This is a genomic window from Pseudomonas sp. SWRI68 (assembly GCF_014269165.1).
Lineage (GTDB): Bacteria > Pseudomonadota > Gammaproteobacteria > Pseudomonadales > Pseudomonadaceae > Aquipseudomonas > Aquipseudomonas capeferrum.
The window spans coordinates 118,687-138,641 of the sequence record NZ_JABWRU010000011.1 but is presented as its reverse complement, the minus strand read 5'-3'; the positions used below and the strand labels follow the sequence as shown (position 1 = coordinate 138,641).

Annotated in this window: 18 protein-coding genes; 15 read left to right on the top strand and 3 right to left on the bottom strand. The window is 63.4% G+C overall.

Features of this window, described 5'->3' with window-relative positions; translation table 11 throughout:
• Nucleotides 1-63 precede the first annotated feature (63 nt).
• Both macA and HU770_RS17510 read left to right on the top strand, forming a co-directional pair.
• Nucleotides 64-1,221 carry a macrolide transporter subunit MacA gene (gene macA / locus HU770_RS17515; RefSeq protein ID WP_186664591.1) on the top strand — a complete coding sequence of 386 codons (1,158 nt, stop codon included), beginning with the start codon at nt 64-66 and terminating at the stop codon, nt 1,219-1,221.
• A gap of 8 nt (nt 1,222-1,229) precedes the next feature.
• Nucleotides 1,230-3,227, top strand: a complete 1,998-nt coding sequence (locus HU770_RS17510; protein ID WP_186664643.1) for a MacB family efflux pump subunit — start codon at nt 1,230-1,232, stop codon at nt 3,225-3,227.
• 131 nt (nt 3,228-3,358) lie between these two features.
• Here the strand turns inward: HU770_RS17510 and HU770_RS17505 are convergent, their stop codons facing one another.
• Nucleotides 3,359-4,003 carry a helix-turn-helix transcriptional regulator gene (locus tag HU770_RS17505; protein ID WP_186652962.1) on the bottom strand — a complete coding sequence of 215 codons (645 nt, stop codon included), beginning with the start codon at nt 4,001-4,003 and terminating at the stop codon, nt 3,359-3,361.
• 219 nt (nt 4,004-4,222) lie between these two features.
• Between HU770_RS17505 and hisN the strand changes: the two genes are divergently transcribed.
• The gene (gene hisN, locus HU770_RS17500; RefSeq protein ID WP_033697704.1) at nt 4,223-5,014 is read left to right on the top strand and encodes a histidinol-phosphatase; all 792 of its coding nucleotides are present in this window, start codon (nt 4,223-4,225) and stop codon (nt 5,012-5,014) included.
• Nucleotides 5,015-5,162: 148 nt separating this feature from the next.
• Complete coding sequence (locus HU770_RS17495) at nt 5,163-5,894, top strand: hypothetical protein (RefSeq protein WP_186664589.1); 732 nt, start codon at nt 5,163-5,165, stop codon at nt 5,892-5,894.
• 11 nt (nt 5,895-5,905) lie between these two features.
• Here HU770_RS17495 and HU770_RS17490 read toward each other — a convergent pair whose 3' ends face one another.
• Together HU770_RS17490 and HU770_RS17485 are read right to left on the bottom strand one after the other, a co-directional pair.
• Complete coding sequence (locus HU770_RS17490) at nt 5,906-6,790, bottom strand: alpha/beta hydrolase (RefSeq protein ID WP_186664587.1); 885 nt, start codon at nt 6,788-6,790, stop codon at nt 5,906-5,908.
• 84 nt (nt 6,791-6,874) lie between these two features.
• The gene (locus HU770_RS17485; protein ID WP_047583596.1) at nt 6,875-7,837 is read right to left on the bottom strand and encodes a LysR family transcriptional regulator; all 963 of its coding nucleotides are present in this window, start codon (nt 7,835-7,837) and stop codon (nt 6,875-6,877) included.
• A gap of 355 nt (nt 7,838-8,192) precedes the next feature.
• Here HU770_RS17485 and HU770_RS17480 point away from each other — a divergent pair, with 355 nt between their 5' ends.
• The 11 genes from HU770_RS17480 to HU770_RS17430 all read left to right on the top strand — a co-directional run bounded on the left by HU770_RS17480 (nt 8,193) and on the right by HU770_RS17430 (nt 19,943).
• Entirely contained in the window at nt 8,193-9,071 is an 879-nt protein-coding gene (locus HU770_RS17480; RefSeq protein ID WP_271910504.1) for a glycine betaine/L-proline ABC transporter ATP-binding protein, read from the top strand.
• A gap of 19 nt (nt 9,072-9,090) precedes the next feature.
• Complete coding sequence (proW, locus tag HU770_RS17475; protein ID WP_186652967.1) at nt 9,091-10,044, top strand: glycine betaine/L-proline ABC transporter permease ProW; 954 nt, start codon at nt 9,091-9,093, stop codon at nt 10,042-10,044.
• 58 nt (nt 10,045-10,102) lie between these two features.
• On the top strand, nt 10,103-11,131 hold the full coding sequence (proX, locus tag HU770_RS17470; RefSeq protein WP_186664585.1) for a glycine betaine/L-proline ABC transporter substrate-binding protein ProX: 1,029 nt from the start codon (nt 10,103-10,105) through the stop codon (nt 11,129-11,131).
• A 79-nt stretch (nt 11,132-11,210) separates the two neighbouring features.
• A complete protein-coding gene (locus tag HU770_RS17465; RefSeq protein WP_186652971.1) occupies nt 11,211-12,257 on the top strand; it encodes a GlxA family transcriptional regulator in 1,047 nt (348 codons plus the stop codon).
• A 237-nt stretch (nt 12,258-12,494) separates the two neighbouring features.
• Nucleotides 12,495-13,451 carry an AraC family transcriptional regulator gene (locus HU770_RS17460; RefSeq protein ID WP_186652973.1) on the top strand — a complete coding sequence of 319 codons (957 nt, stop codon included), beginning with the start codon at nt 12,495-12,497 and terminating at the stop codon, nt 13,449-13,451.
• Nucleotides 13,452-13,552: 101 nt separating this feature from the next.
• Nucleotides 13,553-14,911, top strand: coding sequence for a benzoate 1,2-dioxygenase large subunit (gene benA, locus HU770_RS17455; RefSeq protein WP_047583601.1), 1,359 nt, complete (start codon nt 13,553-13,555; stop codon nt 14,909-14,911).
• Nucleotides 14,908-15,393, top strand: a complete 486-nt coding sequence (gene benB / locus HU770_RS17450; RefSeq protein WP_186664583.1) for a benzoate 1,2-dioxygenase small subunit — start codon at nt 14,908-14,910, stop codon at nt 15,391-15,393. Before benA ends, benB begins: the two co-directional genes overlap by 4 nt.
• A 70-nt stretch (nt 15,394-15,463) precedes the next feature.
• Nucleotides 15,464-16,477 carry a benzoate 1,2-dioxygenase electron transfer component BenC gene (benC, locus tag HU770_RS17445; RefSeq protein WP_033697720.1) on the top strand — a complete coding sequence of 338 codons (1,014 nt, stop codon included), beginning with the start codon at nt 15,464-15,466 and terminating at the stop codon, nt 16,475-16,477.
• Nucleotides 16,478-16,532: 55 nt separating this feature from the next.
• On the top strand, nt 16,533-17,294 hold the full coding sequence (locus HU770_RS17440; protein WP_186664581.1) for a 1,6-dihydroxycyclohexa-2,4-diene-1-carboxylate dehydrogenase: 762 nt from the start codon (nt 16,533-16,535) through the stop codon (nt 17,292-17,294).
• Nucleotides 17,295-17,350: 56 nt separating this feature from the next.
• On the top strand, nt 17,351-18,679 hold the full coding sequence (locus HU770_RS17435) for an aromatic acid/H+ symport family MFS transporter (protein WP_186652975.1): 1,329 nt from the start codon (nt 17,351-17,353) through the stop codon (nt 18,677-18,679).
• Nucleotides 18,680-18,743: 64 nt separating this feature from the next.
• Entirely contained in the window at nt 18,744-19,943 is a 1,200-nt protein-coding gene (locus tag HU770_RS17430) for a benzoate/H(+) symporter BenE family transporter (RefSeq protein WP_186664579.1), read from the top strand.
• Nucleotides 19,944-19,955: the final 12 nt, after the last annotated feature.

Here is a 19,955-nt window from a genome sequence, read left to right as displayed (position 1 = left end):
TGATCGGCCTCCCCGACCCCGCTGGGGTCGGGTTATGCGAATCCCGAGAGAAAGTGAGTGTTCATGGAAAAGTCCAGATTCCGCAAATTCGGCCTCGGCATCGCCGTGGCCCTGGTGGCCGGCATCACGCTGTATGCCATCCAGGCCCCGGCCAAGCCGCCGCAGTACATCACCGCCACGGTCGAGCGTGGCGATATCGAGAACGCCGTGCTGGCCACCGGCACGTTGGAGGGCATCAAGCAGGTGGACGTCGGTGCCCAGGTTTCGGGCCAGCTCAGGTCGCTGAAGGTCAAGCTGGGCGACAAGGTCAGCGAGGGCCAGTGGCTGGCCGAGATCGACCCGCTGGTGCTGCGCAACACCTTGCGCCAGGCCGAAGTCGACGAGGACAAGCTGCAGGCCGAACGGCGTTCGACCCTGGCCCAGCTCAAGCAGGCCCGGCGGGTGTATGAGCGTTATCGCGAACTGCAGGCCGACGAGTCGGTGTCGCGCCAGGACTTCGAGAATGCCGAGTCGGAGTACGAAGTGCAGCAGGCCGCCGTGCGCTCGCTCGATGCGCAGATTCAAAGTGCCCGGGTCGAAATCGACACCGCCAAGGTCAACCTGGGTTACACCCGTATCAATGCGCCGATCAACGGCCATGTGGTGGGCATCGTCACCCAGGAAGGGCAGACCGTGATCGCCAACCAACTGGCCCCGGTGCTGCTCAAGCTGGCCGACCTCGACACCATGACCGTGAAGGCGCAGGTGTCCGAAGCCGATGTGATCCACATCAGCCCCGGCCAGCAGGTGTACTTCACTATCCTGGGCGAAGACAAACGCTACTACGCCAAGCTGCGCGGCACCGAGCCTGCCCCGCAGAACTACGCGCAAAGCTCCGACAACAGCGATGGCAGCGCCGCCAAACCCAATGGTGCGGTGTTCTACAACGCGCTGTTCGAAGTGCCGAACCCCGAGCATCGCCTGCGCATCTCGATGACGGCCCAGGTGCATATCGTCCTCGACACCGCCCAAGGGGTGCTGACCGTGCCGGTGGCAGCGCTGGGCGCACGCAATGGCGACGGCAGCTTCCCGGTGCGGGTGCTCGATGCCAAGGGCTTTGCCCAGGTGCGCAACGTGCAGGCGGGGATCAACAACAACGTCAAGGTACAGGTGAAGGACGGCCTGGCCGAAGGTGATCGGGTGGTGATTGGTGAGCCGGTGTCCGGCGAAGCAGGGGCGTGAGCATGAACATGAATGTCGAGCTGAGCGCGCCCCTGGCCGTGGCCAACGGCAACGGCGAACCGTTATTGCGCCTGCAGGGCGTCAGCCGCAGCTTCCTGGCAGGCGACCGCGAGTTCCTGGCACTCAAGGGCATCGACCTGCAGATTCACAGTGGCGAGCTGGTGGCGATCATCGGCGCATCAGGCTCGGGCAAGTCGACCTTGATGAACATCCTCGGCTGCCTGGACAACGCCAGCAGCGGCAGCTACCAGGTTGGCGGGCAGGAGACCCGCACGCTGGGCGATGACGCCCTGGCAGCGCTGCGCCGCGACCACTTCGGTTTCATCTTCCAGCGCTACCACCTGCTGCCGCACCTGGATGCCCTGCACAACGTCGAGATCCCTGCGGTGTATGCCGGCACCCCACAAGGGCAGCGCCACACGCGGGCACGTGAGTTGCTCACGCGTCTGGGCCTTGTAGGGCACCTGGGGCACCGCCCCAGCCAGCTTTCCGGGGGGCAGCAGCAGCGGGTAAGTATCTGCCGGGCGCTGATGAACGGCGGCCAGGTGATCCTCGCCGATGAGCCGACCGGTGCGCTGGACACTGCCAGCGGCAAAGAGGTGATGAACATCCTGCTGGAGCTGCATGCGGCCGGGCACACGGTGATCCTGGTCACCCACGACCCCAAGGTCGCCGCCCATGCCGAACGGATCATCGAGGTCAGCGACGGGCAGATTGTCAGCGACCGGCGCACCGGCACGGCGGCCGTGCCCACCCCGGCCGCGGAGCCGCCACGGGCCGTCGAACCTGCCCGGCGCCTGGTGGCCAGCCTGGGGATGTTCCGCGAGGCCTTCAAGATGGCCTGGATCGCCTTGATCTCGCACCGCATGCGCACCTTGCTGACCATGCTCGGGATCGTCATCGGCATCACTTCGGTGGTGTCCATCTCGGCCATCGGCGAGGGCGCCAAGGGCTATGTGCTCAAGGACATCCAGGCGATCGGCAGCAACACCATCGATATTTATTCGGGCAGCAACTTCGGTGATAGCCGGGCCAAGACCATCGAGACCCTGGTGCCGGCCGACGTGACCGCGCTCAACGCGCTGTACTACGTTGACAGTGCCACCCCGGTGATCGGCCAGAGCACCTTGGTGCGCTACCGCAACCTGGACGTCGACGTGCAGCTCAATGGCGTCAGCGAACACTACTTCCAGGTGCGCAACATACCCCTGGCTGCAGGCATCGTGTTCAGTGCCGACGACGCCCGGCGCCAGGCCCAGGTAGTGGTGATCGACCACAACACCCGCAAGCGGCTGTTCGGCCCCCATGTCGACCCGCTCGGGCAGGTGATCCTGGTAGGCAACCTGCCGTGCACGGTGATCGGCGTCACGGCCGAGAACAAGAACCTGTTCGTCGCCAGCAACCAGCTGAACATCTGGGTGCCCTACGAGACCGCCGCTGGCCGCGTACTCGGCCAGCGCCATCTGGACAGCATCAGCGTGCGCATCAAGGACGGCGTGCCGAGCAAGCGGGTGGAGGAGGAGGTGACCAAGCTGATGCTGCAACGGCACGGCACCAAGGACTTCTTTACCAACAACCTCGACAGCATCATGCAGACGGTGCAGAAGACCAGCCGCTCGCTGACCTTGCTGCTGTCGCTGATTGCCGTGATCTCGCTGGTGGTCGGGGGTATCGGGGTGATGAACATCATGCTGGTGTCGGTGACCGAACGCACCCGGGAAATCGGTATTCGCATGGCGGTGGGGGCGCGGCAGTCGGATATCCGCCAGCAGTTTCTGGTAGAGGCGGTGATGGTCTGCCTGTTTGGCGGGGTGGTTGGCATTGGTTTGTCGTACGGGATCGGCTATCTGTTCGAGTTGTTCGTCAAGCAGTGGGAGATGGTGTTCTCGCCAGCCTCGATCGTGATGGCGTTTGCCTGTTCGACCTTGATTGGCGTGTTGTTCGGGTTTGTGCCGGCGCGCAATGCTGCGCGGCTTGATCCGATCGAGGCGTTGGCGCGGGATTGAGTTTTGCCTTGTCACGGCCTCTTCGCGGGGCAAGCCCGCTCCCACAGAGTGGACTGCACTCCTACAGAGACTGTGCTTACTCTGTGGGAGCGGGCTTGCCCCGCGAAGAGGCCGTGACAGGCAACACATGATCAATCGGCGGTATACATCCAGCGCATCAACGAATGCCGCCCGCTGATCCCCAGCTTGATCGCCGCCCGGCGCAAATAGCTCTCGACGGTATTCACCTTCAAGGCCAACCGCTCGGCCTGCTCCGGGGCGGTATGCCCGGCCAGCAGGCCAAGGCACACCTGGCACTCACGTTCTGACAACTTCAGCCCCGATTGCCCCAGGCGGTCGGTAAAGCGCTGCTCCAGGCTCTCCTGGGGGGGGCGCTCTGGGGCGGGTTGCAAGGCATTGATGTGTTTCTCCAGCATCGGCAACAGCAGCGGCGAGATATCGTCCAGGCGGTTGCGTTCGAAGGCCGAAAACCCGTAGGTCGAGTCGGCGCGCAGGACATGGATCTCATAGCGCGAATCGCCTTTGCGGCGGATCATGTGCAAGCGCGAAGGGTCGCTGAAATCCCTGGCCGGCGGCTCGTCCGAGGAAAACACCGTCTCGTCGATCAGGGTGGCGTGGCTGTTATAGCCGGCCGGTGCCATTGGCAACAGGCGTATGTGCGTGGCATCGATGGTCAGGTGGGCCTGGATCAGGTCGTGCAGCATGCGCGGGAACTGGCGGCTGCCGGTGCTGGCAATCACTTTGCCAATTTGCGGGTAGAGCAGGTGCGAATTCATCGTGTCATCCATGAGGTTCGGTGGTGCAAATCCCCGTCTGCCTGCTGGCCCGCATCCTGGGCCGCATTCGGGAGGTGATGGGTATCCTAGTACAACGATTGGGTGACGGTTAAATGAAGTGGCGATAATGTCATAATAGTGGCCATGTTGCTGGGCGGCTGGTGCGGCGCGGCTTGTCGGGTATGATGCTGGCCCCACTATCTTCAAGAGGCCTGCCCCATGTCCCTGAGTGCTGAACAGATCGTCGAATACCGCGCCTTTGCCGAGCAGCTGGCTGATGCCGCCGCGCTGGCGATCAAGCCGTATTTTCGCGCCAGCCTGGACGTCGAGGACAAGGGCGGGCGCTTGTATGACCCGGTGACGGTGGCCGACAAGGCGGCCGAAGACGCCATGCGCGAACTGATCCAGGCCCGCTACCCCGAGCACGGCATTCTGGGTGAAGAGCAGGGCGTGGCGGTGGGGACCAGCCCGTTGACCTGGGTGCTCGACCCCATCGACGGCACCCGCGCCTTCATCACCGGCTTGCCGCTGTGGGGCACGTTGATTGCCCTGAACGACGGTGTACGCCCGGTCGTAGGCGTGATGAACCAGCCCTTCACTGGCGAACGCTTCGTCGGCACCCCGCAAGGTGCCTGGAGCAGCGGCACCCCGCTGAAGACCCGTGCCTGCGCCGACCTGGCCTCGGCCACGCTGATGTGCACCACGCCGGACATGTTCGACACCGCCGAACGCAAGGCGGCCTTCGAGGCGGTTGCCGGCAAGGCCCGGCTGATGCGTTATGGTGGTGACTGCTATGCGTACTGCATGCTGGCTTCGGGCTTTGTCGATGTGATCGTCGAAGCCAGCCTGCAGCCGTATGACGTGCAGGCATTGATGCCGATCATCGAAGGGGCGGGCGGGCTGATCACGGCTTGGGACGGCAGCTCGGCGCAGCATGGCGGCTGTGTGGTGGCGTGTGGTGACCCGGTATTGCATGCGCAGATGGTGGAGATGCTGCGCCACGCCCTGTAAGTGCTGTGTTGTCGATGGCGGCCTCTTCGCGGGGCCAGTCCTGATACCCGGTTACCGCAACCATCGCACTTTTTCCGGTTTGTGCGCTCTATGCTTGGCCAGGCCGCGCTGATCCCCGGTGCCGCCGCCGAATATCGACCCGGTGCCGATGGTTGCAAGCCCTTTCAAAACCTTCCCCGGCCTGCTGCTGGCAGGCGCCTTGACCTGCCTGTGTGCCTGCACCCAGGAGCAGGGCCGTGACATCGTCAGCCAGTTTGGCAACGGCAAGCCCAGCGAGCTGTTCCAGACCAGTGTCGACCGCCTGGCGACGCTGTCCATGCGCGACAACCTGCAAAGCCTGTACCTGCTGATGAACAAGCTGTACCTGCGCAACCCGAACCAGTGGAAGATGTCCGGCTACGTCGATGCCGCCACGGCCGAGCGGCAGATCCGCATCGCCATCGAGCAGCGACAACCCTTGGCGCAGTTGGGCAATCGGCGCGACCTTGCGGCCCTGAGTTACGCCCTGAGCCCGGAGTTTCGTGGCGATCGGGTCGGTGCGTTCATCTACGCCATCGGCAGCATGTTGATCACCGCCCATGGCGGGCGCTCCGAGTTCTACATGACCGACACCATCGACCCGCTGTTCGTCAACAACGCGGCGCGTAATATCGAGAAGGCCACCTGGATGCTCAGCCAGCGCCAGGATGCCAATGGCGTGCTGTTGCTGTTCTCCAACGAGATTTCGGAGGAGGGCAGCAACCTGAGTTTCGCCGTTGAGTTCGGCAAGATCGTCGCGCGCCTGGATTTGCTCGCAGAGCTGCTGGATGAGCGCTATCGGCGGATCGGGCTCAACTATGCGCAAAGCCTGTTGCTGATGAATTTTTTGCCGGTGCAGTGATTGCCCTGCCTTCACAACAACGCCTGAATCGCCCGCCGATACCGTTGCCCTGCCAGGCTCATGCTGTTGTTGTGGGTAGCCCCCGGCACCAGTAACAAGGTCTTCGGCTCTTGCGCTGCGTCGAACAGCTGTCGGCTGAACCGCGAGGGTACAAAGCGATCGTCCAGCCCGTGCACCAGCAGCAACGGCAGGCCTACGTCCTTGATCTTGTCCAGCGAATCGAATTTTTGCGACATCAGCCAACGCACGGGCAGGGTGGTATCGGCAACAGCCGCAGCGACGTCGCCCAGGGAGGTGAAGGTGGATTCGAGTATCAAACCCCGAGCGGGGGGCGGGCTGCCGTCCTTGTGGGCTTGCCGTGCAAGCGCCGTGGCCAGCTCGACCGCGACCGCGCCCCCCAGGGAGTGGCCGAAGATCAACCGCTTGTTGGCATCAGGTTGCAGCTGGGCGAAGCGTGCCCAGGCGATCTGCGCATCTTCGTACACCGTCGCCTCGGAGGGCAGGCCGCCACGGCTCTGGCCAAAGCCGCGGTAATCCACGGCCAGCACCGAATAGCCCATGGCATGCAACTGCTCGATGCGGAACAATTGCCCGGTAAGGTTCCAGCGCACGCCGTGCAGGTACAGGATCGCAGGCGCATCGGCGCGTTTAGCCGGCCACCACCAGGCGTGCAGGCTCTGGTTGTCGGTGAAGCTGTGCGGGCGCAGGTCAAGTTCCTGCACCCCGCTGGGCAGGCCGCGGAACCAGCTGGCCTGGCCCGGCTCGATGCGGAACACCAGCTCGCGCTCTTTGTGTTGCAGAACGGCGCAGCCGGTGGGGAGGCCGATGACCAGCAGGGTGGCGCACAGCCAGGTGAGCCAACGGCGGCGCAGGTGGGTAAGGAAGAAAGTCGGCATGGCGCGGTTGTACCAGATGCATGGGGTTGGATGTCGGGAAAAACGCCGAGCGGTAGCTGCGCCTTTGCGCGACGCAAGGCCGCTCTACAACAGCGGCTGGAACGCTGACAGCAGCCAGTCGCGCAGCCGCCGGCAGCTGGGCTCATGTTCCTTGTCTTCGTTGAAGGCCAGGAAGTGGAAGGTGTCCTTGAGCTCCAACTGCTGCGCCACCGGCCGCACCAGCAACCCTTGGGCAACGAGCGGGGCCACCAGATGGTGCCAGCCCAACGCCACGCCCTGGCTGCCCAAGGCAAGCTGCACCAGCAGGTTGTAGTCATTGGCATTGAAGAAATGCGGCGCCGTGCTGGAGCGGCTTTTCAGGTCGACATCATGGAACGCCAACCAGACGTTCCAGTCCACGTGTTCGGCCACCTGCGAGCGGCCATAAGGGCTGAGGTTGAGCAGCGAGCCATCGCGAATGCCTTCCAGGGTGGCCAGCTGCGGGTGCTGGGCCAGGTAGTGCGGGCTACACACTGGGTAGATCAGGTCATGGTTGAGCGGGTGGCAGCTATAGCCCGCCTGGATCTTGCCCAGTTTGGTGATGTAGATGTCCGGCCGCACCCCAGGCTCCATCGACAGAAAGTTCTGGGTGGTCACCAGGTTGATGTCGATATCCGGGTTCTCGTCGAAGAACTTCGGCATCCGTGGCCCCAGCCACAAGGCGGCAAACGCCGGTGAGCAGCACAGGGTGACCACGTGCTTGGTGTTGGTATTGCTGCGGATTCGCTCGGCCGCCTGGGAGATGTTGACGAACGATAACTGCACCGCATCGAAGAAGATCGACCCGGCCACGGTCAGCTCCACCGCGCGGCCGACCCGGGTGAAGAGTTCGGCACCCAGGTAGGTCTCCAGCTCGCGGATCTGCCGGCTTACCGCCGCTTGGGTCACGCACAGCGCTTCGGCGGCACGGGTGAAGTTCTGGTATTTGGCGGCCGCGACGAACACTTTGACCGCGCGCAGCGAAGGCATCTTGAGCAGGGTCTGATCGGGTTCGGAGTGTCTGACCATGGTGCTGGGGTGGGGTCCTTCGTCTAGCCAAGGCCCTCACTCTAGCCTTTGCGCACCCTACGGTAAATGCACAAGCGCTCTGCCACCGGGGCTGCCGCCCAATTGATAACCTCAGGTAATGGTTAGCGCCCTGCAAATGTCGTTGGACCCGCTCTGGAGCTAGGCATAACGTGAAATACCGGCGCGACATTGAGACATCGATGTCGAATAACTTTTTGAAGCAGGACTTTCTGCGTGCCGGTTTTGACTCACGTTCGATTTTGAACGGACTGCCAAGCGTACTCGCACTGATCTACCCGCCTTATTGAAAGTGCGAAGTTGATAGATTGGTTATAAGCATAATAAAGAGGGTCGTATGAGCCATGCCGATGAGATTCTTTCGGTAAACAACATCTTCAAAGTGTTCGGCCCCAACCCGAACATGGCCATGGAGATGCTCCGCAAGGGCGCCGACAAGAACGAAATCTTCAGCAAGACCGGCCACGTCGTCGGCGTGTTCGATGCAAGCTTTTCCGTCAAGCGTGGCGAAATCTTCGTCATCATGGGCCTGTCAGGCTCGGGCAAGTCGACCATGGTGCGGCTGTTCAACCGCCTGATCGAACCCACCTCTGGCAGCATCCACCTCAACGGCCGTGAAATCACCGGGCTGTCCGATAAAGCCTTGCTTGATGTGCGCCGCAAGGAAATGGGCATGGTGTTCCAGTCCTTTGCCCTGATGCCGCACATGAGCGTGCTGCAGAACACGGCCTTTGGCCTGGAAATCGCCGGCGTCGGCGAAGCCGAGCGCCACAGCCGTGCCCGCGAAGCGCTGAGCCAGGTTGGCCTGGCCGGCCACGAGCACAGCTACCCGCACCAGCTTTCCGGTGGCATGCAACAACGGGTAGGGCTGGCCCGCGCGCTGGCCAACGACCCGACCATCCTGCTGATGGACGAAGCGTTCTCGGCCCTCGACCCGCTGATCCGCAGCGAGATGCAGGGCGAACTGATGCGCCTGCAGGCCGAACAGCAGCGCACCATCATCTTCATTTCCCACGACATCGAGGAGGCTATCCGCATTGGCCACCGCATCGCGATCATGGAGGGCGGCCGGGTGGTGCAGATCGGCACGCCGCAAGCGCTGATCAACCAGCCGGCCAACGACTATGTACGCGCGTTCTTCAAGACCTTCAATAGCCGCTGCCAGTGCGCCAGCCTGGCAAACAGCGCGCCGTTGCAGTCCCTGAGCCGCCACTGAACCTACGCGAGGTTGTCCCATGCCCGAATTCAGCCTGCTCGACCCGTTCCAGGCGGCCACCATCCCCCTGGGTGACTGGGTCACCGCCACCCTCAACTTCCTCGTGCACAACTTCCGCGAGGTGTTCCGCGCCATTCGCTGGCCGATCGACCAGGTGCTCAATGGCATCGAGTTCACCCTGCAGAGCATTCCACCCACCATTGGCATCCTGCTGTCGTCGTTGCTCGGCTGGCAGCTGGCCGGCAAGCGCATGGCGCTGTTGTGCTTCGTCACCCTGACCCTGCTCGGTTTGATTGGCGTCTGGTCGGAGTCGATGACCACTCTGGCGCTGGTGCTCACCTCGGTGTTCTTCTGCGCGGTGATCGGTATTCCGCTGGGCATCGTCTGCGCCCGCAGCAACCGCCTGGAAAGTATCATTCGCCCGCTGCTCGATGCCATGCAGACGCTGCCGGCGTTCGTCTACCTGGTGCCGGTGGTGATGCTGTTCGGTATCGGCAACGTGCCGGGCGTGCTGGTGACCATCGTCTTCGCCTTGCCACCGCTGGTACGCCTGACCAACCTGGGCATCCGCCAGGTGCCGGAAGACAAGATCGAAGCCGCCCGCGCCTTTGGCTGCACGCCGCGGCAGATGTTGACCCGGGTGCAACTGCCGCTGGCCACCTCGACCATCATGGCCGGGCTCAACCAGACCCTGATGCTGTCGCTGTCGATGGTGGTGATCGCCTCGATGATCTCGGTCGGCGGCCTGGGCCAGATGGTGCTGCGCGGCATCGGCCGGCTGGACATGGGCCTGGCCACGGTCGGTGGCGTCGGGCTGGTGCTGCTGGCGATCTTCCTCGACCGCCTGACCCAGGCCATGGGCGCGCGCAGCAGCGCCGACCCGAGCCTGCGCTGGTACCACACCGGGCCGGTGGGCGTGGTGCTGCGCCTGTGCGGTGCAGGGCAAGCTGCAGGGCGGCGCAAGACCGCCTGACACAACCCCATTTCGAACTGCCGCACACGCTATAAAAACCACAAGAAGGTACGCGACGATGTTGGAATCCATGTTTTCCCGCAGCATCCTGCAAGGCGCCAGTGCCTTGGCCCTGGTTGTCGCCTCGCTGTGCGCCAACGCTTCGGCCGACCAGCCGGGCGAAGGCGTGAAGGTGACGCCGATCTTCCCCTCCATTGCCGAGGAGCGCTTCCGTGGCGAGGTGGCCATGGAGGGCCTGCGCGAGCTGGGCTACAAGGTCCAGGAACCCAAGGAAACCGAATACGGCGTAATGATGGTGGCGCTGGCCAACGGCGATGCCGACTTCACCGTGCACCTGTGGGACAAGCTGCACGACAAGTTCTACCAGCAGGCCGGTGGCAATGACGTGATGGTCAAGGCCGGCGACATCATGCCGGGCGTGCTGCAGGGCTACCTGATCGACAAGAAGACCGCTGAGCAGTACCACATCAAGTACATCACCGACCTGAAAAAGCCAGAGATCGCCAAGTTGTTCGACACCGACAGCGATGGCAAGGCCAACCTCACCGGCTGCAACCCCGGCTGGGGCTGCGAGCTGGTCATCGCCCACCACATGAAGGCCTACGACCTGGGCGATAGCGTGCACGTGGACCAGGGCTCGTACTTTGCGCTGATGGCCGACACCATCACCCGCTACAAGGAAGGCAAGCCGATCCTGTACTTCACCTGGGTGCCACAGTGGATTTCCACCGTGCTGGTCGAGGACAAGGATGTGGTCTGGCTGGAAGTGCCGAAGACCGACCTGCCCGATGGCAACAACGCGGTCGACACGATGTACAAGGGCAAGAACCTGGGCTTTGCGGTCGACAAGGTCGAGGCTGTGATGAACAAGGAGTTTGCCGAAGAGAACCCGGCGGCCACCAAGTTCCTGTCACTGATGCAGATCACCACGGCTGACGAGAGCGCGCAGAACCTGAAGATGCAGCAGGGCGAGAAGAAGCCTGCCGACATCACCCGGCATGCCAAGGAGTGGGTGGCGGCGCACCGCCAGCAGTTCGATGAATGGCTGCAGGCGTCGCGCGCAGCGGCGACCCAGGCCAGCAAGTAACCTGGTCCATCGGTGTTGGCTTCATCGCGGGTTCACCTGCGATGAAGGGCACCGCGATTTTCGCAGTAGAGTTGAAACCATGAGCCATTTCGAAAGCACCCTCAAGAACGCCAACCTGGCCCACCTGGACGCGGCTGGCCGCACCGCGCTGTCGATGCCGTGCCAACGCGTCGCCTTCGTGCTGCGCGAGCACTTCTCCATGATGGCCTTCACCGCCGCCATGGACACCTTGGTCACCGCCAACCTGATGAGCGCCACGCCACTGTTTCAGATCCAGGTGGTAGGGGATGGGGCGCAGGTCATGAGCGACCTGGGCATCGCCTTGCCGGTCAACACGCCACTGGCTGAGCTGGATGTGCAGGCCCTGGACAGCCTGTTGGTGTGCGGTGGGTTTCGGGTGCGCCTGGAAAGCGCGCCGCTGCTGCGCGCCAAGTTGCGCCAGGCCGACCTGCATGGCTGCCAGCTCGGCGGTTTGTGGAACGGCGCCTACTTCCTGGCCGAGGCGGGCCTGCTCAATGATCACGACTGCGCCTTCCACCCCGATGGCCGGGCGATGATGAGCGAGCTGTACCCCAAGGTGCGGGTCAGCCGCCAAGCCCATGTACTGGACCGCCGGCGTTTGAGCTGCGCGGGCGCCAGCAGTGCCTTGGACATGATGCTGGCGTTGCTTGAACACAGCGGCGGCCCGGTATTGCGCCGGGCAGTGGAGCAGATGCTGGCGTGCGACCGCGCGCGGGTGATGAGTGATGCGCCGGCCAGCGCAGCGGAAATAGACCCGAGCCTGCCCAAGGGTGTACGTTTGGCCCTTGAGTTGATGCATGCCAATATCGAAGACCCGATCGGCATCGACGAAATTGCCGAGCATGCGGGGTTGTCGCGTCGTCACCTGGAGCGTTTGTTCCGCCGCCATGTGCAGGCGACACCGCCGCGCTATTACCTGGAGCTGCGCCTGACCCATGCACGCCAGCTGCTGCAACACACCAGCAAGTCACTGACCGAGGTGGCGGTAGCCAGTGGGTTTGTGAGTTTTCCGCATTTCTACCGGCGTTTTCGCGAGCTGTTCGCCATCGCCCCGCGCCAGTTCCGGGCGCGCAGCCAAGGTTGGGCGGTGCAGCAGAGCGCATAATTGTGTTCGGTAATCGAACATTGGGCATTGGCGCCTTGTCCGCTATCCGCCCGCCCATTCCAATCGTCGCATTGCCCAACCCCCGCCTTTTTGCTTAAGTGTGGCCATTCACCGGCTGTCGCCTGCCCCAATTCCCTGCGCCCAGCCCGATAGAATGACCGTGAACGACCGCAACCACCGGCCACAAGCCCGTAGGGAGCGGCGCCCAGAACAATAACGAAACCGAGTGCCTTGCCTATGGAAAGCCGCCTGCTGAGCGAGCGCAGTAGCGTGTTTCATCATGCCGACCCCTATGCTGTGTCCGACTATGTGAACCAGCACGTGGGCCAGCATTGCATCGGCTTGTCCCGCACCACCCATCCCCAGGCCAGCCTCAGCCACCGTAAGTTCGCCGAACTCGACCTGTGCCGCATCAGTTACGGCGGTAGCGTGCGCGTCACCTCGCCAGCACTGGAAACCATCTACCACCTGCAGGTGCTGCTCAACGGCAACTGCCTGTGGCGCGGGCACCAGCGCGAGCATCACCTGGTGCCCGGCGAGCTGCTGCTGATCAACCCTGACGACCCGGTTGACCTGACCTACTCGGAAGACTGCGAGAAATTCATCCTCAAGGTGCCGACCCGGTTGCTCGATTCGATCTGTGACGAGCACCGCTGGCAGCGGCCTGATGGCGGCGTGCGGTTCTTGCGCAACCACTACCGGCTGGAGGAGCTGGACGGGTTCGTGAACCTGCTGGCCATGGTCTGCCATGAAGCCGAGGTGAATGAGCCGTTGCCCCGTGTGCAAGGGCACTACAGCCAGATTGTCGCGAGCAAACTGCTGACCTTGATGAGCACCAACATTCGGCGCGAAAGCCTGAATGCGCCGGCGGCGAGCCTGGAGCGGATACTGGATTACATCGAGCGCAACCTGAAGCTTGAACTGTCAGCCGAGGTGCTCGCAGAGCAGGCCTGCATGAGCTTGCGGTCGCTGTATGCGCTGTTTGATCGGCACCTAGGTACCACGCCCAAACATTATGTGCGGCTGCGCAAGCTGGAGCGGGTGCATGCATGCCTGAGCGATGCCAGTTGCAGCGTGAGGAGTGTGACCGAGCTTGCCATGGACTATGGCTTCCTGCACTTGGGACGCTTTTCGGAAACCTACCGCCAGCGCTATGGGGTATTGCCCTCGGTGACGCTGCGCAACCGCGGTTGATGTGCACAAAGCGGATAGCACTCTGCACGAAAAGGATATTGCCACCACGCCTCGATCCCTAACCTGACATGGTCTGAACAATAACAATGGAGACCCTGGCCATGTCCCTGGGATTCGACTACCTCAATGCCATGCTCGAGGACGACCGTGAACAGGGCATCTACCGCTGCAAGCGCGAGATGTTCACCGACCCACGGCTGTTCGACCTGGAGATGAAACACATCTTCGAGGGCAACTGGATCTACCTGGCCCATGAAAGCCAGATCCCCGAAAAGAACGATTTCCTCACCCTGACCATGGGGCGCCAACCGATCTTCATCGCGCGCAACAAGGACGGGGTGCTCAATGCCTTCCTCAATGCCTGCAGCCACCGTGGTGCCATGCTGTGCCGGCACAAACGCGGCAACCGCGCCAGCTACACCTGCCCGTTCCACGGCTGGACCTTCAACAACAGCGGCAAACTGCTCAAGGTCAAAGACCCGAGCAACGCCGGCTACCCCGACAGCTTCAATTGCGATGGCTCCCACGACCTGACCAAGGTCGCGCGTTTCGAATCGTACCGGGGCTTCCTGTTCGGCAGCCTGAAGGCCGATGTCAAACCGCTGGTGGAGCACCTGGGCGAGTCGGCCAAGATCATCGACATGATCGTCGACCAGTCGCCTGAAGGCCTGGAAGTGCTGCGCGGCGCCAGTTCGTACATCTACGAAGGCAACTGGAAGCTCACTGCCGAGAACGGCGCCGACGGCTACCACGTCAGCTCCGTGCACTGGAACTACGCTGCCACCCAGAACCAGCGCAAACAGCGCGAGTCGGGTGACGAGATCAAGACCATGAGCGCCGGTGCCTGGGCCAAGCAAGGCGGGGGCTTCTATTCCTTCGACCACGGCCACCTGCTGCTGTGGACCCGTTGGGCCAACCCCGAGGACCGCCCGGCATTCGAGCGCCGTGATGAGCTGGTTGCCGACTTCGGCCAGGCACGCGCCGACTGGATGATCGAAAACTCGCGCAACCTGTGCCTGTATCCCAACGTGTACCTGATGGACCAGTTCAGTTCGCAGATCCGCATTGCCCGGCCGATTTCGGTGAACAAGACCGAAATCACCATCTACTGCATTGCGCCCAAAGGCGAAAGCACCGATGCCCGCGCCAAGCGCATCCGCCAGTACGAGGACTTCTTCAACGTCAGTGGCATGGCCACCCCGGACGACCTGGAAGAGTTCCGCTCGTGCCAGACCGGCTACGGCGGCGGTACCGGCTGGAACGACATGTCCCGCGGCGCGGCGCACTGGGTCGAAGGCGCCGACGAGGCAGCCCGCGAAATCGAGCTCAAACCGCTGCTGTCGGGTGTGCGCACCGAGGACGAAGGCCTGTTCGTGCTGCAGCACAAGTACTGGCAGGACACCATGATCCAGGCGCTCAAGGATGACCAGCAACTGATCCCCGTGGAGGCCGTGCAATGAGCCTCTACGAAACCGTGCGCGACTTCCTCTACCGCGAAGCGCGCTACCTGGACGATGCCCAGTGGGACCAGTGGCTGGAGATGTATGCCGCCGACGCCAGCTTCTGGATGCCGGCTTGGGACGATGACGACCGCCTCACCACCGACCCGCAAAGCGAGATATCGCTGATCTGGTACGGCAACCGTGGCGGCCTCGAGGACCGGGTGTTCCGCATCAAGACCGAGCGCTCCAGTGCGACCGTGCCGGATACCCGCACCTCGCACAACATCAGCAACATCGAGATCGTCGAGCAAAGCGAGGGCTACTGCCAGGTGCGCTTCAACTGGCACACCCTGAGCTTTCGCTACAAGACCACCGACAGCTACTTCGGCAGCAGCTTCTACACCCTTGACCTGCGCGGCGAGCAACCGCTGATCCAGGCCAAGAAGGTGGTGCTGAAGAACGACTACGTGCGTCAGGTCATCGACATCTACCACATCTGATCCGAGGTAACGCGAGCCGCTCGGTGTGCCGCTTGGCGCGCCGTGGCGACGCTCGCCCGCGAGGTGCTACATGAGCTTCCAGATCGCACTGAATTTCGAAGACGGGGTGACCCGCTTCATCGAGGCCGATGGCCATGAAACCGTGGCCGATGCGGCCTATCGCCAGGGCATCAACATCCCGCTGGACTGCCGCGACGGCGCCTGCGGCACCTGCAAGTGCAAGGCCGAAGCCGGGCGTTACGACCTGGGCGATAACTTCATCGAAGACGCCCTGAACGAGGACGAAATCGCCGAAGGCTATGTGCTGACCTGCCAGATGCGCGCCGAAGCCGACTGCGTGCTACGCATCCCGGCGTCTTCGCAACTGTGCAAGACCGAGCAGGCCAGCTTCGAGGCCGCCATCAGCGATGTGCGCCAGTTGTCGGCAAGCACCATTGCCCTGTCGATCAAGGGCGAGGCGTTGAGCCGGCTGGCGTTTCTGCCGGGGCAGTACGTCAACCTCAAGGTGCCGGGCAGCGAGCAGAGCCGTGCCTACTCGTTCAGCTCGCTGCAAAAGGACGGCGAAGTCAGCTTCCTGATCCGTAACGTACCCGGCGGGCTGATGAGCAGTTTCCTCACCAGCCTGGCCAAGGCCGGCGACAGCATGAGCCTGGCAGGGCCGCTGGGCAGCTTCTACCTGCGGCCGATTCAGCGGCCGCTGTTGCTGCTGGCCGGTGGTACCGGGCTGGCACCGTTCACCGCGATGCTGGAGAAGATCGCCGAGCAGGGCAGCGAACACCCGTTGCACCTGATCTACGGGGTGACCAACGACTTCGACCTGGTCGAACTGGACCGCCTGCAGGCCTTGGCGGCGCGCATCCCCAACTTCACCTTCAGTGCCTGCGTGGCCAACCCTGACAGCCAGCATCCGCAGAAGGGTTACGTCACCCAGCACATCGAGCCGCGCCACCTCAACGACGGCGATGTGGATGTGTACCTGTGCGGGCCGCCGCCGATGGTCGAGGCGGTCAGCCAGTACGTGCGTGAGCAGGGGATTACGCCGGTGAACTTCTACTACGAGAAGTTCGCGGCGGCTGCGGCCTGAGCGTTCGTGGGGGCTGCCGCTCCCACACAGACAGCATCAATATGGAGCGTTTCAGATGACGACAAGATTTCACGATAAAGTCGCCCTGGTCACCGGTGCTGCCCAGGGCATTGGCCGAGGGGTGTGCTGGCGGCTGAAGGCCGAAGGCGCGCAAGTGGTGGCGGTGGACCGTTCCGAGCTGGTGCACGAACTGGCCGGGGAGGGCATGCTGACCCTCACCGCCGACCTCGAGCAGCACAGCGATTGTGCCCGGGTCATGGCCGCTGCAGTCGAGGCCTTCGGGCGCCTCGACATCCTGGTCAACAACGTCGGCGGGACCATTTGGGCCAAGCCCTTCGAACACTATGAAGTGGAACAGATCGAGGCCGAAGTGCGCCGCTCACTGTTCCCGACCTTATGGTGCTGCCACGCCGCGTTGCCCTACATGCTCGAACGTGGGGCAGGGGCCATCGTCAACGTTTCGTCCATCGCCACCCGTGGCGTCAACCGCGTGCCCTACGGCGCGGCCAAAGGCGGCGTGAACGCACTGACGGCCTGCCTGGCCTTCGAAACCGCCGGCCGCGGTATCCGCGTCAATGCCACCGCCCCTGGCGGCACCGAGGCGCCGCCGCGGCGGGTGCCACGCAACAGCGCCGAGCAGAGCGAGCAGGAAAAGGACTGGTACCAGCAAATCGTCGACCAGACCCTCGACAGCAGCCTGATGCACCGCTACGGCAGCATCGACGAGCAGGTTGGCGCCATCCTCTTCCTGGCCTCCGACGAGGCCTCCTACATCACCGGTGTGACCCTGCCGGTAGGGGGCGGCGACCTCGGCTGAGCCACACCCTAAGGCAAAGGTTTTCTTCCACAACAAAAACAATAGAGACAGCTGCCATGCGAACCCTTGACGTACACCCGATCATCGATAACGCGCGCTTCACACCCTTCCACTGGATGGTCATGGCCTGGTGCGGCCTGTTGCTGATCTTCGACGGTTATGACTTGTTCATCTACGGCGTGGTGTTGCCGGTGATCATGAAGGAGTGGGGGCTGACGCCACTGCAGGCCGGCGCCTTGGGCAGCTACGCGTTGTTCGGGATGATGTTCGGTGCCCTGGTATTCGGCAGCCTGGCCGACCGGATCGGGCGCAAGAAGGGCATCGCCCTGTGCTTTGCGCTGTTTTCCACGGCAACCATCCTCAACGGCTTCGCCAGCAGCCCCAGCGAGTTTGGCATCTACCGCTTTATCGCCGGCCTGGGCTGCGGTGGGTTGATGCCCAACGCCGTGGCTCTGATGAACGAATATGCGCCAAAACGCCTGCGCAGCACGCTGGTGGCGATCATGTTCAGTGGCTACTCGTTGGGCGGCATGCTTTCGGCAGGCGTCGGTATCTTCATGCTGCCGCGCTTCGGCTGGGAGTCGATGTTCTTCGCCGCAGCCGTACCGCTGTTGCTGTTGCCGGTGATTCTCTACTACCTGCCGGAATCCATTGGTTTTCTGGTACGCCAAGGGCGCACTGATGAAGCCCGCGCACTGCTCAGGAAGCTCGACCCCGCTTGCGACATACAGCCTGGCGACAGGCTGCAGGCAACGGACCGCAAGGGCGGCGGCAACGCTGTCGTGGAGCTGTTTCGCAACGGCCTGGCCGTGCGCACCCTGGCCCTGTGGCTGGCGTTTTTCTGCTGCCTGCTGATGGTCTACGCACTCAGTTCGTGGCTGCCAAAACTGATGGCCAACGCAGGTTACAGCTTGGGTTCGAGCCTGTCGTTCTTGCTGGTGCTGAACTTCGGCGGCATGGCCGGGGCGATTCTGGGGGGCTGGTTGGGCGACCGCTACAACCTGGTCAAGGTCAAGGTCGGCTTCTTCATCGCCGCAGCACTGTCGATCAGCCTGCTGGGCGTCAACAGCCCGATGCCGGTGCTGTACCTGCTGATCTTCATCGCCGGCGCCACCACCATCGGCACGCAAATACTGCTGTATGCCGGCGCGGCGCAGATGTACGGCCTGTCGGTGCGCTCCACCGGCCTTGGCTGGGCCTCGGGGATCGGCCGCAACGGCGCCATCGTCGGCCCGCTGCTGGGGGGCGCACTGATGGGCATCAACCTGCCGCTGCAACTCAATTTCATCGCGTTCGCCATCCCTGGCGCAATTGCTGCGCTGGCCATGGCCGTGCACCTGGTCAGTGGCCGGCGGCATGGCCTGGCTACGGCTGCGCAGGCCTAGCAAGACCACAGGCCTTGCAAGAGGCCTGATCCACACACCCGCCCCAAGCCTTGCGAGAGGTGCCATGAAAACCCTGTTCAAGGACAGCTCGCTGTCCGCCATCGTCGCCGGTTGCCTGGCGACGATGATTTCCTACGCCGGCCCGCTGGTGATCATCTTCCACGCCGCCGAGGCCGCGCACATGCCTCACGGCCAGCTGTCGTCCTGGGTGTGGGCCGTTTCCATGGGCAGCGGTGTGCTCGGCGCATTGCTGAGCCTGCGCTATCGGGTGCCGGTGGTGATCGCCTGGTCGATCCCGGGTTCGGCCCTGTTGGTGACTGCCTTGCCGGCACTAGGGCTGGAGCAGGCCGTGGGGGCCTACCTGGTGGCGAACCTGATCCTGCTGCTGATTGGCCTCAGCGGGGCCTTCGACCGCATCATCACGCGCCTGCCCGGGTCCATCGCTGCTGGCATGCAGGCGGGCATCCTGTTCAGTTTCGGCACCGAGGTGTTCCGCGCCTTGCCCGTGCAACCGCTGCTGGTACTGGCGATGTTCGTTACCTATGTGCTGATGCGCAGGGTTCAGCCGCGTTATGCGGTGGCCGCCGTATTGTGCATAGGGGCCGTCGTCACCGTGGCCAGCGGCGCGTTCCGCAGTGAGGCCCTGGTGCTGCAACTGGCCTCGCCCCAGTGGGTTACCCCGCAGTTCAGCCTGGCGGCAGTGTTCAGCCTGGCGCTGCCACTGGTGCTGGTGGCCCTGACCGGGCAGTTCATGCCAGGGATGGCGGTGCTGCGTAACGCCGGCTACGCCACACCGGCCAGCCCTTTGATCGGTGCCAGCGCCATCGGCGGCGCCTTGCTGGCACCTTTCGGTTGCCACGGCCTGAACTTGGCAGCCGTCACCGCCAGCCTGTGCACCGGCCATGAGGCCCATGAAAACCCGCGCCGGCGTTATGTCGCGGCCGTCGCCGGCAGCGTGTTGTACCTGCTGTTGGGGGTTGCCGGTGCCACGTTGATGTCGCTGTTTGCTGCCTTCCCTGCGGCATTGATCGCAGCCCTTGCTGGGCTTGCCCTGTACGGGGCGATCAGCGAAGCCCTGGCGCGCAGCCTGGCCGAACCTATGGAGCGCGATGCCGGCCTGTTCACCTTCCTGGTCACCGCCTCGGGGGTGTCTTTCCTTGGCCTGTCGGCGGCGTTCTGGGGGCTGCTGTTCGGCCTGCTGGCGCATGCGCTGCTCAGGCTGCGTCGGCCGCAAGCGAGCGAGGTATTGCGCCGTACCCCATGAGCCCCGTGTTCC